This window comes from Streptomyces sp. DSM 40750 (assembly GCF_024612035.1).
Taxonomy (GTDB): Bacteria; Actinomycetota; Actinomycetes; order Streptomycetales; family Streptomycetaceae; genus Streptomyces.
Genome location: NZ_CP102513.1, coordinates 3,916,519 through 3,928,044 on the forward strand (window position 1 = coordinate 3,916,519; position 11,526 = coordinate 3,928,044).

Here is an 11,526-nt window from a genome sequence, read left to right on the forward strand (position 1 = left end):
ATAGGTGCGCCGTCCATCGACCTGAGGATCTTCTGAGGTTCGGCGTCCCGATGTCTCGCCGCGGACCCGTCTCTCCCCCGCCGATCCGCCCCGAATTCTTCACCGCCGCACCCGACCCGCCGCCCCGCGACGTGACCTACGGCACCGCGCCCCGGCGCGCCCTCCCCTCCCCGCGCCCTCCCCCGTCCTCCCGTATACGCCCGCACAGCCGCCGTATCGCCAGGTCAGCAACGTGATCCCGGGCGTCCTCACACCCCACCCCGTCCTCCCGGAAACCCCTCACACTCCCCTCGGGGCCACGGGGAGGGCAGCGTTCCTCGTGGGAAACAGACGTGATGCGGTCGGGTAACACCGGCACCGCACGCTCAAGGGCATGACCTCGAATGAGCGTGTGGTGGTGATCGGCTCCGGCCTCGCGGGCGTACGTCTCGCCCGGCGGCTCGGAGAGCTCGGCATGCCCGCCACGCTGGTGGGCGAGGAGGAGCACACACCGTACAACCGGGTGCTGCTCGCCGAAGTCCTGGCCGGGCGGTACGCGCCCGAGGTCATCGCACTGCCCGCCCCCGCCGAACTGACGCGCGGCCGGGTGGTCCGTATCGACCGCGAGGTGCGAGCCGTACATCTCGCGGACGGTACGGAGATCGCATACGACAAGCTGGTCCTGGCGACCGGCTCGAACCCGGTACTGCCGCCGCTGCGCGGCCTCTGGGACCCGGAGCGGCACGAGTTCCCCGACGGGGTGCACGCGTTCCGGACCATGGACGACTGTCTGGGGCTGTCGAAGGCCGTACGGCCGGGTGTCCGGGCCGTCGTCATCGGCGGCGGGCTCCTCGGGGTCTCCGCCGCCCGCGCGCTCGCCCTGCGCGGCGCCCAGGTGGTCCTCGCCCAGCAGGGCGAGCGGCTGATGGAGCGTCAGCTCGACCCGTCCGCCTCGAAGTTGGTCCGTCGGCACCTCGCCGACCTCGGCGTCGAGGTGCACACCGAGACGCGCGTACGTGCCGTGCGCAGCGTCGGCGGGACCGTGCGGTCGGTGGCGATGGCCGACGGGTACACGCTCGACGCGGACCTGGTCGTCATCGCCTGCGGGGTCCACCCGCGTGTCGGTCTCGCCCAGGACGCGGGACTCGCGGTGCACAAGGGCGTCATCGTCGACGAGGAGCTGCGCACCTCCGACCCGCACATCCACGCGATCGGCGACTGCGTCCAGTTCGAGGGCACGGTCTACGGTCTCGCCACCCCGGCGCTCGAACAGGCGGATGTCCTGGCCGAGTTGCTGGCGGGGAACGCTGGTTCCCCGGCGGCTCGCTACACCGGCACCCGCGCCCTGACCCGCCTGACGCTGGCCGGTGCGGACTTCCTCGATCTCGCCGCGTTCGGCGAGACCGAGCCCCGGCCCGGTGACGACGTCATCCAGCTCGCCGACGCCACCCGCGGCACCTACCGCAAGGTCGTCGTCCGCGACGACCACCTGGTCGGCGGGGTGCTCGTCGGCGAACTCGGCACCGTGGGCGCGCTCGCCCGCGCCTGGGAGGGAGCGGAGCCGCTCCCCGCGAACGGCGCTCCTCTGCTCCACCTGCTCACCAACGATGGAGGCTCCTGAATGACCGCCAGCCTGGGGGCCACCCCCACGATCGTGCTCGTCGGCCACGGCATGGTCGGCCAGCGCTTCCTCGAAGCGCTCGCCGAGCGCGGCATGACCGCCACGCACCGCGTGGTCGTGCTGTGCGAGGAGCCTCGCCCCGCGTACGACCGAGTGGCGCTCACCTCGTACTTCGCGGGCAAGACGCCCGAGGACCTGTCGATGACCGACATGGAGTTCATCGAGACGCACGGCATCGAACTCTTCGTCGGCGACCCGGCGGAGACGGTCGACCGCGAGGCCAAGAAGGTCACCGCGCGCTCCGGCCAGGTCTTCGACTACGACATCCTCGTCCTCGCCACCGGCTCGTACCCCTTCGTGCCGCCGGTCCCGAACAAGGACGCCGCGGGCTGCTTCGTCTACCGCACGATCGAGGACCTGCTCGCGATCGAGGAGTACGCGAAGAAGGTCGAGGTCGGTGCCGTGGTCGGCGGCGGCCTGCTCGGCCTCGAGGCCGCGGGCGCGCTGAAGGGCCTCGGACTCACCTCCCACATCGTGGAGTTCGCGCCGCGCCTGATGCCGGTGCAGGTCGACGACGGCGGTGGCGCCGCGCTGCTGCGCACCATCGAGGACATGGGCCTGTCCGTGCACACCGGTGTGGGCACGCAGGAGATCGTCGTCGGGGAGAACGGCGCGGTCACCGGGATGAAGCTCTCCGACGGCTCCGAACTCGCCACCGACATGGTGGTGTTCTCCGCCGGTGTCCGCCCCCGCGACCAGCTGGCCCGCGACTGCGGTCTGACGGTCGGCGAGCGCGGCGGCATCAGCGTCGACGAGCAGTGCCGTACGGTCAACGACCCGCACGTGTTCGCGATCGGCGAGTGCGCGCTGGCCTCCGACGGCCGGGTGTACGGCCTGGTGGCCCCCGGTTACGAGCAGGCCGAGACGGCCGCCGCGACGATCGCGGCGGACGAGGCCGAGCAGTTGTCGTTCACGGGCGCGGACATGTCGACGAAGCTGAAGCTGCTGGGCGTCGACGTCGCCTCCTTCGGTGACGCGCACGGCGCGACCGCCGACTGCCTGGACGTCGTGTACTCCGACTCCCGCTCGGGCGTCTACAAGAAGCTGGTCATCGGCCGCGACGGCGAACTGCTCGGCGGCATCCTGGTCGGCGACGCGGACGCGTACGGCACGCTGAAGGCCTTCACCGGTTCCGTCCCGCCGGTCTCGCCCGAGTCGCTGGTCCTGCCCGCGGGCTCCGGCGGCGGCGCCCAGCTCGGCCCGTCCGCACTGCCGGACGAGGCGGTCATCTGCTCCTGCCACAACGTGTCGAAGGGCGCGATCCGCGGCGCGGTCACCGACCACCAGTGCACCACGGTGCCCGAGGTCAAGAAGTGCACCAAGGCCGGCACGGGCTGCGGCTCCTGCGTCAAGGTCCTCGGCCAGCTGGTCACCGCCGAGCTCGAAGCCAGCGGTGTGGTCGTCGACAAGGGCCTGTGCGGCTGCTTCGGGCAGACCCGCGAGGAGCTGTACGAGATCGTCCTCGCCCTGCGCATCAACACCTACCAGGACCTGCTGGACCGTTACGGCCGCGACGGGGCCAAGGGCGGCGACGGCTGCGAGATCTGCAAGCCGGCGGTCGGCTCGATCATCGCCTCCCTCGCCCCGACCATCGGCGCGAGCGGCTACGTCCTGGAGGGCGAGCAGGCGGCTCTGCAGGACAGCAACGACCACTTCCTGGCCAACCTCCAGAAGAACGGCTCGTACTCGGTCGTCCCGCGCATCCCCGGCGGTGAGATCACCCCCGAGGGCCTGATCGTGATCGGCGAGATCGCCCGCGACTTCGGTCTCTACACGAAGATCACGGGTGGCCAGCGGATCGACATGTTCGGCGCACGGGTCGAGCAACTCCCCCTGATCTGGGCACGGTTGGTGGACGCCGGCTTCGAGTCCGGCCACGCCTACGGCAAGTCCCTGCGCACGGTGAAGTCCTGCGTCGGCCAGACCTGGTGCCGCTACGGCGTCCAGGACTCGGTCCGCATGGCGATCGACCTGGAGCTGCGCTACCGGGGCCTGCGCTCCCCGCACAAGCTCAAGTCGGCGGTCTCCGGGTGCGCCCGCGAGTGCGCCGAGGCCCAGTCGAAGGACTTCGGCATCATCGCCACCTCCAACGGCTGGAACCTCTACGTCGGCGGCAACGGCGGCGCCACCCCGCGCCACGCGGACCTCTTGGCGCAGGACCTGACGGACGCCGAACTGATCAAGCTGATCGACCGGTTCCTGATGTTCTACATCCGCACCGCGGACCGCCTGGAGCGCACCTCGACCTGGCTGGAGCGCATCCCCGGCGGCCTGGACCACGTCCGCGACGTGGTCGTGGAGGACTCCCTCGGCATCTGCGAGGAGCTGGAGTCCCTGATGGTGGCGCACGTCTCGAACTACGCCGACGAGTGGGCGTCGACCATCAACGACCCCGAGAAGCTCGCCCGGTTCGTGTCCTTCGTCAACGCCCCCGACACCCCGGACCCGGTCGTCGGTTTCGTTCCCGAGCGCGACCAGATCAAGCCCGACCTGCCGCTGCTGTCCATCGGCCTGCGGCCCGCCGATGTCCTGGAAGGAAGCGCCCAGCGATGACCCTCGCTCCCGAGAAGACCGATGTGAAGGTCCAGCTGCGGCTGGCGGACGGCTGGTTCACGGTCTGCGACCTGACCCTGCTGATCCCGGGCCGCGGCGTGGCCGCCCTGCTCCCCGACGGCAACCAGGCCGCGCTCTTCCTCGACCGCGCGGGCAGGCTGTACGCCATCGACAACCGCGACCCCTTCGGCGGCGCCGCCGTGCTCTCCCGGGGCCTGACCGGCACCCACCAGGGCCGCCCGTTCGTCGCCTCCCCGCTCCTGAAGCAGCGCTTCGACCTGGAGAGCGGGCAGTGCCTGGACGACGAGACCGTGCGGATCACGGCGTATGAGGTGCGGGCCGCGTAACCCGTAGTCCATAGCCGTAGCCGTAGTCCATAGCCGTAGTCCGTAGCCGTAGCCGTAGCCGTAGCCGTAGCCGTAGCCGTAGCCCCTGGCCTGTCACTCGCGTGGCGCGCGAACCGTACGACGTTGCGGTTCGCGCGCCACGCGTGTGTGCGGGTGGGTGTCGGGGGGACGCCGGCCTCAGTCGCTGTCTCTCTGTACCTCGCTGTATCTCTGTACCTCGGCGTAGGACAGGGCGTTCGGGTCCGTCGGCCGGCCGTCGCGGACGGCGGTCGCGGTGGTGACGGCCGCGGCCAGGGCGCTGCGGTAGAGGAGCGAGCCGAGGCTGACCCGGCGTACGCCCAGTGCGGCCAGTTCGGCGAGGGTCGGGCCGGTGGGGGTGTACAGGACGTTCAGCGGGACGACGAGGGTGGCCGTCAGCGCGGCGATCCCGTCCGGGTCCGACAGGCCCGGTACGAACACCCCGTCCGCACCGGCCTGTTCGTAGCTCGCGAGGCGCGTCGCGGTCTCCTCCTGCTCGCGGTCCAGCCAGTGGGTGTCGGTGCGGGCGTTCACGAACAGCCCGGGCACCGCGGCCTTGACGGCGGCGATCTTCGCGGCGTGCGAGTCCACGGGGGCGAGGGTGCCGTCGGGGCGGCCGTCCTCCAGGTTGATCCCGGCGGCGCCCGCGTCGTACAACTCCCGGGCCAGCGCGGCCACGTCCGCCGAGTCGTCGCTGAAGCCGCCTTCCGCGTCGACGGTGAGGAGGAACGGCCCCTGTCCGAGTCGGCGGGCCAGCGCCACGGTCGTGTCGAGGGTGGCGGCGGCCCCGTCCGGCAGACCGGCGGCGGCGGCGACGCCCAGGCTGGTGGTGCCGATGGCCTCGAAGCCGTGCGCGGCGAGTGCGGCGGCGGAGGCGTGGTCCCAGGCGTTGGGCAGCAGCAGTGGGGTCGGCTGGTGGTGCAGGCGGGCGAAGGGGGTCAGGGGGCGCCGGAGCAGGCCGTCGGCCGGTGCGAGGGCGTGGCGACGGCCGGGGCGGACGCGGGGCGGCTCGCCGGAGCTGGAGCGGGCCACGTCGGCACGCAGCCAGGCGCCGCTCGCTCCGGCCGGACCGGCGTCCGCGGCGTGCGGTTCGGGGACGAGCGCCGGGTCGGCGAGCGCTGCCCGTACATCCGCGTAGGGGTCGAACCGATGCGTCGTGCGCGTCATGTGCGCCGTATACGTTATGTGCGCCGTATGCGTTATGTGCGTCGTGCGCGTCATGTGCCTCGGCGTGTGCGTCATGCTCCGATGCTGGGGCCGGAACAGTTCGGCGCCGGCCGAACCGTCCCCACGGCATCATGGCCGCATGTCCCCGCTCGCCGAGACCGCCGGCCTACTCGCCGACCGCACCCGGGCCGCCTTCTGTCTGGCCCTGCTCGACGGCCGGGCCTGGACCGCGGGCGAGCTGGCCCGGCACGCCGGGGTGCGGGCGTCCACCGCCAGCGAGCAGCTCACCCGTCTCGTCGAGGGCGGGCTCCTCGCCGAGGAACGCCAGGGCCGACACCGCTATGTCCGGCTCGCCGGCCCCGACGCGGCCGCCCTGATCGAAGCCCTCGCCTCGTACGCCCCGGACGGCACCCGCCCACGGAACCTGAGTCAGTCGGTACGGCTCGACGCCGAGGCCAGGGCCCGCACCTGCTACGACCACCTGGCGGGCCAACTCGGCGTGGCCCTCGCCGACGCGGTGATCACCCGCGGTCTGGTCGCCGACGACTCGGGCCTCGCCGTCACCCCGGCGGGCCGGGCCTGGCTCACCGACACCCTGAACTACCGGCACCCCGACGGCACCCGCCGCCCCTTGGTACGAGGCTGCCTGGACTGGACGGAACGCCGACCTCACCTGGCCGGAGCCCTGGGAGCCGCCCTGTGCGCCACGGCCCTGGAGAGACAGTGGGTACGCCGGATCGGCTCCGGACGCGCGGTGAAGGTGACCCCGGCGGGGAGCGAGGCGTTCGGGGAGCTGCTGGGCATGAGGGTCGGGTAGATCTGGGGGTGAGGGTGAGGTCGTAGCCGTCGTACGTCACGCCTCAGCAAGTCGTACGCGTCAGGCGTTCAGCCCGTCGTACGCGTCAGGCCTTCAGCTTGTCGTACGTGACCCCGGTGAGTTGCTCCGAGGCGGCCCAAAGGCGTTCGCCCGCCCGGTCGTTGAGGGTCCAGGGCGCTCGTTTCGACGGTCCCGGCGTGCCGCGCCACATGACGAAGGACGGGCCGATGAACGCGTCCGGTCCGACGCCCGGCGCGGTCGCGGCGTACAACGTGGGCAGGGCGCCCGCCTCGGCGGACTGGGCGAAGAAGCGGTTTCCGATGCGCATGAAGCGCTCGACGCCCTTGCGGCCCTCGGCGCTGGGCCCGGCCGTCTGGAGGTTGGTCGCCGCGTAGCCGGGGTGCGCGGCTGCGGCGACGACGTCCGAGTCATTGGCCGCCAGCCTCCGGGCCAGCTCGTGGGTGAAGAGCAGGTTGGCGGTCTTGGAGCGGCCGTAGGCGAGCCAACGCCCGTACTTGCGCTCGCTGTTGAGGTCGTCGATGTCGATGTTCGCCCTCATGTGCATACTGCTGGACACCGTCACGACGCGCGCGCCGGGCGCGGCGAGCAGCATCGGCAGCAGCAGGCCGGTGAGGGCGAAGTGGCCGAGATGATTGGTCCCGAACTGCGTCTCGAAGCCGTCGGCCGTCCGCCCCTGCGCCACAGCCATCACACCGGCGTTGTTGACGAGCAGATCCAGCCGGTCGTTCGCGCTCCCGTAAGCCTCCGCGAACTCCCGCACGGACCTCAGGTCCCCGAGGTCGAGCCGCATCAACTCGACACTCCCGTCCGGCACTTCGGAACGCATCCGCGCCAACGCCGCCGCACCCCGCCCCTCACTGCGACAGGCGAGGACGACGTGTGCGCCACGGCGGGCGAGCTCCCGGGCGGCGACGTATCCGATGCCGCTGTTGGCACCCGTCACGACGGCGGTACGGCCGCTCTGCTCGGGAATGTCACGCACGTTCCAGCCGGTCATGACGCCACCCTCTCGAAGCACTCCGAAGCCCGCTCTCAGCGTAGTCCCGCCGAGGGTTCCACGGCCGTCGCCCACCTGATGCGAACTCCTCGCCGTGTACGACGTGGGCTGACCGGTCAGGAGCCGATGGACATGGGGGAGCCGTGGCGTGAGGAGTGTCCGCGCTCCCGTTCCTCCAGCAGCCGCCCGTGCACCCCGCGCAGCTTGCTGCGCACCTCGTTGTGGAGACTGGTGAACTCCGACTCGGTGGTGGTGCCGCGATCCGCGAGGGCGAGCAGGCCCGCGGGGTCCGAGGAGCACAGCCGGCCGACGGCCGGCAGCCGACCGGCGGGGTACGGGAGTGCGGGCCGGGCCGAGCGGAAACCCTTGCGGCCCTGTTCCTCCTCACGAGGGGGGCGCTGCGCTGCCATCGACTCTCCCGACCTGCGCGGACATGACGTTCCGTCATCGTTCATTCGAGGGCGCGCCGCGTGAAGAACCTTTCGGCCAGGAATTCACGCAGACCCGGGGCGCGCGGCCCCACACCGGCCGCGGCACCGGCCCCGCCCCTGCAGAAAAAGGCCCGCACGCCCCTCCCCGCCGACTACTCCGACCAGTCCCGGCCCCGCCGCAACAACGGCGGCCTGGACTCGGGCATCCCAGGCATGGGCCTGGTGTCGAGGTAGAACCACTCGGCGGTGGGTCCGGGGCCGGAGGGCATTCGTCCGGTACCCCCCACCGCCGCCGTACCGACGGTCGCGTAGTCCCACACCTCCGCCGGATCCAGCTCCGCATCCGCCGGATCCAGCTCCACATCCGACACCGACACCTGCACCGGCCCCGACACCCCCGGCTCCTCGTCGAGCCCCACCGGCTTGGCCGCCGCAGGCACCCTCGTCCCGGTGTCCGTAAGGTCCGGCATCAGCAACTCCACCCGCAGTCCGGCCCCCCGCTGCTGCGCCACGAACTCCTCGACCTGATTGCGGCAGGCATGGTCGAGATGGGTCACCCCGAGCAGATCGAGCCGGATGCGCGGCTTGCCGGAGGCGGCCGCGCCCTCCAGCGCGTCGATCAGCTTCGGCAGCCTCAGGAACGTCGCGTTGCCCGCCATCACGACCTTCGCCGTGTCGTCCTCGATGTGCTGCCGGATGACGGTCTGCGACATGCGCAGCGCGGCCAGCACCACACCCGCGGCCAGCCCGAACAGCACCCCTTCGAGCAGCGCGGTCGCCGTGATGACCAGCGTCGTCAGCGTCATGACCGCGAACTCGCCCCGGTCCTGCCGCCACATCTTCGGGAACTCCTCCGGCGCGAACAGTTTCCACCCGCTGTGCACGAGGACACCCGCGAGCACCGAGATCGGGATCAGCGCCAGCACCTGCGGCAGCAGCAGCGCGAAGGCGAGCAGCCAAAGGCCGTGCAGCGTACGGGAGATACGGGTCTTCGCTCCGGCCTGGACGTTCGCCGAACTGCGCGCGACGACCGCCGTGATGGGCAGCGCGCCGAGGATGCCGGCGATCGTGTTGCCCGCGCCCTGGGCGATGAGCTCGGTGTTGTAGCGGGTGCGCGGCCCGCTGTGCATCCGGTCCACGGCCGCGGCGGTGAACAGGCTCTCGGCCGACGCGATGACGGTGAAGGTGAGGATCGCCGTGATGATCCCGACGTCGGCCAGCCCGGCCAACTGCTCCGGCCCCGGCACGTCCACGGACGCCAGCAGATTGCCGACCTGGAGCGTCTTCACCTCGACGCCCGGTAACGAGGCGACCGCGATACCGATCCCGACGGCCACGAGCGCGGCCGGGATCTTCTTGACCGGCCCCGGCGCCTTCTTCCACAGGAAGCTCAGCACGATCGTGACGATCCCGAGCCCGGCGGCGATCAGCGCCTGCGGGTTGCTCGCGGTGTCGACGATCAGCCCGGGGACGCCCGCCATGTTGTCCAGGGGGGTGCCCGGCGCCTTGGAGTCGGACATCGGGTACAGCTGGCTGAACATCAGCGGCAGTCCGATGCCGGCGAGCATGCCCTGGACGACCGCGAGGGAGATCGCCTGGAACATCCGGCCCAGCTTCACCAGGCCCAGCACGATCTGGAGGATGCCGGAGAAGAGCACGATCACGCCGAGCATCGCGACGCCGAACTCCAGGACCGTCTCCGCGACGAGCGCGGCCAGCCCGGCCGCCGGCCCGCTGACCTGGAGCGTGCTGCCGCGCGCCGCGCCGACCACCAGACCGCCGATCACCCCGGAGATGATGCCCAACTCGGCCGGCACCCCGGAGGCCACGGCCACACCGATACAGAGGGGCAGCGCGACGAGGAAGACGACGAGGGAGGCGGTGATCTCGGTAGCGAAGTCGATACGGCCGCGGGCGCCCGGCCCCTTGGAGCCGTTGGATCCGTTGGAGCCGTCCGGCACCGGTGAACCACCCTTGTGTTCCGGCACGTTGGGGGCGTAGCCGGGCGCTTCGGGGGCGTAACCGGGCATGTTGGGGGCACGTCCCGGCATGTCAGTCATGCCAGTCATGCCAGTCATGCCAGTCATGCCAGTCGTACCGGTCGTACCGGTCGTACCGGTCTGGCTGTTTCTGACGGCCCTGCGGGCGCCCGCCGCGTGCCGTCGTCCGTGCGCTCCGCTCATGAGTCGTGCACCTGGAAGCCGCCGTCCGCGTCCAGTTCATGGACCTTGCCGGTGTCGATCTCGTAGTACCAGCCGTGCAACCGGAGCCGTCCGGCGTCGAGTTGCTGCCGGGCGACGGGATAGTCCCGGAGGACGGCGAGCTGGTTGCGGACGTTGAGCTGGACGACCTCGCGCAGGGCGGGGTCCTCGGACGACGACGTGGTGGCACGGCCGTTGTCACCGCCGCTGTCGCCAAGTACCGGTTCGAGCGCGGGCCGGGCGTAGTCGAGCCAGGCGTCCACCCTGGGCAGGCCGGACAGGTCGGCGCCGTACTTGAGCGCGCCCATCGCGCCACAGTGGGAATGACCACACACCACGATGTCCTGAACGCCGAGCACCTCCAGCGCGTATTCGATGGTGGCGGCCTCACCGGAGGCGGCCCCGTACGCGTCGTGCGGCGGCACGATGTTGCCCGCATTTCGCAGCTCGAATATCTCGCCGGGCCGTGCTCCGGTGATCAGGGCGGGAATCACCCGCGAGTCCGAGCAGGTAATGAACAGCGCCTCGGGAAATTGCCCGACGGCCAGTTTCCGGTATTCATCGCTCTCGAAGTCCACCCGTCGCTTGAACGACCGGGCGCGATCCAGCAACGCCTTCATCCTGCCTCCCGACAGTGGTTCCGACCAGCTCTTACGACCGTAGGGGGACGATGACCAGAGGAAGGTTAAGCGAACACTAAAACGGCGCCAGGTTTTCCACAGATTCCGGCCGGGTACCCCTTCGCCGCAGGTAGAGGGACCGAATACAAGCGGTTTCTGAGGGTCATTTCACAATGCTCCGGATTCCCTGCACGTTGCTGTGCGGTCTCTTGTAGCGTGTCGACCCCACAGCACGGACTCGTGTTGTCCCGACCTTTTGGAGAGACAGGCCGCCATGGGCGTACGAGTGCTGCTCATCGAGGACGACGAGACGATCGCCGAACCGCTCGCCGACGGGCTGCGACACTTCGGCCTGACGGTCCACCACGTGGCCAACGGCGCGGACGGGTTGAGAGGTCCGCACGGCGATGTCGTCCTGCTGGATCTCGGCCTGCCCGACATGGACGGCATCGACGTCTGCCGCGGTATCCGCCGGACCTCCGACGTCCCGATCATCATCCTCAGCGCGCGCGGCGAGGAGGCCGACCGTGTGCTGGGCCTGGAACTGGGCGCCGACGACTACCTGGCGAAACCGTTCAGCATCCGGGAACTGGTCGCCCGGATACGAGCGGTGTCACGACGCCATCAACGGCCGGGGGGCGGCGGGATCGTGGCCGGGGTCGTGGTGGCCGAGAGCGGGGTCGAGGTCGAGCCG

Annotated in this window: 8 protein-coding genes and 2 pseudogenes; 5 read left to right on the plus strand and 5 right to left on the minus strand. The window is 71.0% G+C overall.

Annotation, left to right across the window (positions count from 1 at the left end; all coding sequences use genetic code 11):
• The first annotated feature begins 373 nt into the window (after nucleotides 1–373).
• The 3 genes from JIX55_RS17565 to nirD are packed head-to-tail and all read left to right on the plus strand — an operon-like array spanning nucleotide 374 to nucleotide 4,560.
• Nucleotides 374–1,600 (plus strand): NAD(P)/FAD-dependent oxidoreductase, encoded by a 1,227-nt coding sequence (locus JIX55_RS17565; protein ID WP_257564263.1) that lies wholly within the window; start codon nucleotides 374–376, stop codon nucleotides 1,598–1,600.
• On the plus strand, nucleotides 1,601–4,213 hold the full coding sequence (gene nirB, locus JIX55_RS17570) for a nitrite reductase large subunit NirB (protein ID WP_257564264.1): 2,613 nt from the start codon (nucleotides 1,601–1,603) through the stop codon (nucleotides 4,211–4,213). It abuts the gene before it with no gap.
• Entirely contained in the window at nucleotides 4,210–4,560 is a 351-nt protein-coding gene (gene nirD / locus JIX55_RS17575; RefSeq protein WP_257564265.1) for a nitrite reductase small subunit NirD, read from the plus strand. Before nirB ends, nirD begins: the two co-directional genes overlap by 4 nt.
• A gap of 177 nt (nucleotides 4,561–4,737) precedes the next feature.
• Here nirD and JIX55_RS17580 read toward each other — a convergent pair.
• Nucleotides 4,738–5,592, minus strand: a pseudogene (locus tag JIX55_RS17580) (isocitrate lyase/PEP mutase family protein); the annotation flags it as partial.
• Between the two features lie 292 nt (nucleotides 5,593–5,884).
• On the opposite strand from JIX55_RS17580, the gene JIX55_RS17585 reads away from it, so the two are divergent.
• Nucleotides 5,885–6,562 (plus strand): ArsR/SmtB family transcription factor, encoded by a 678-nt coding sequence (locus JIX55_RS17585; protein WP_257564267.1) that lies wholly within the window; start codon nucleotides 5,885–5,887, stop codon nucleotides 6,560–6,562.
• Between the two features lie 85 nt (nucleotides 6,563–6,647).
• Here the strand turns inward: JIX55_RS17585 and JIX55_RS17590 are convergent, their stop codons facing one another.
• From JIX55_RS17590 to JIX55_RS17605, 4 genes are all read right to left on the minus strand, one after another.
• On the minus strand, nucleotides 6,648–7,580 hold the full coding sequence (locus JIX55_RS17590) for an oxidoreductase (RefSeq protein WP_257564268.1): 933 nt from the start codon (nucleotides 7,578–7,580) through the stop codon (nucleotides 6,648–6,650).
• 116 nt (nucleotides 7,581–7,696) lie between these two features.
• Nucleotides 7,697–7,990, minus strand: coding sequence for a hypothetical protein (locus JIX55_RS17595; RefSeq protein ID WP_257564269.1), 294 nt, complete (start codon nucleotides 7,988–7,990; stop codon nucleotides 7,697–7,699).
• A 173-nt stretch (nucleotides 7,991–8,163) separates the two neighbouring features.
• The gene (locus JIX55_RS17600) at nucleotides 8,164–10,080 is read right to left on the minus strand and encodes a SulP family inorganic anion transporter (protein WP_257564270.1); all 1,917 of its coding nucleotides are present in this window, start codon (nucleotides 10,078–10,080) and stop codon (nucleotides 8,164–8,166) included.
• Between the two features lie 110 nt (nucleotides 10,081–10,190).
• Nucleotides 10,191–10,832, minus strand: coding sequence for a carbonic anhydrase (locus tag JIX55_RS17605; protein ID WP_257564271.1), 642 nt, complete (start codon nucleotides 10,830–10,832; stop codon nucleotides 10,191–10,193).
• Between the two features lie 274 nt (nucleotides 10,833–11,106).
• Between JIX55_RS17605 and JIX55_RS17610 the strand changes: the two are divergent.
• Nucleotides 11,107–11,463, plus strand: a pseudogene (locus tag JIX55_RS17610) (response regulator transcription factor); the annotation flags it as partial.
• Nucleotides 11,464–11,526 lie beyond the last annotated feature (63 nt).

Bases quoted from the DNA above. Each gene is read 5' to 3' on its own strand.
- JIX55_RS17565 (WP_257564263.1), top strand. From the start codon at position 374: ATGACCTCGAATGAGCGTGTGGTGGTGATCGGCTCCGGCCTCGCGGGC.
- nirB (WP_257564264.1), top strand. From the start codon at position 1,601: ATGACCGCCAGCCTGGGGGCCACCCCCACGATCGTGCTCGTCGGCCAC.
- nirD (WP_257564265.1), top strand. From the start codon at position 4,210: ATGACCCTCGCTCCCGAGAAGACCGATGTGAAGGTCCAGCTGCGGCTG.
- JIX55_RS17585 (WP_257564267.1), top strand. From the start codon at position 5,885: ATGTCCCCGCTCGCCGAGACCGCCGGCCTACTCGCCGACCGCACCCGG.
- JIX55_RS17590 (WP_257564268.1), bottom strand. From the start codon at position 7,580: ATGACCGGCTGGAACGTGCGTGACATTCCCGAGCAGAGCGGCCGTACC.
- JIX55_RS17595 (WP_257564269.1), bottom strand. From the start codon at position 7,990: ATGGCAGCGCAGCGCCCCCCTCGTGAGGAGGAACAGGGCCGCAAGGGT.
- JIX55_RS17600 (WP_257564270.1), bottom strand. From the start codon at position 10,080: ATGACTGGCATGACTGACATGCCGGGACGTGCCCCCAACATGCCCGGT.
- JIX55_RS17605 (WP_257564271.1), bottom strand. From the start codon at position 10,832: ATGAAGGCGTTGCTGGATCGCGCCCGGTCGTTCAAGCGACGGGTGGAC.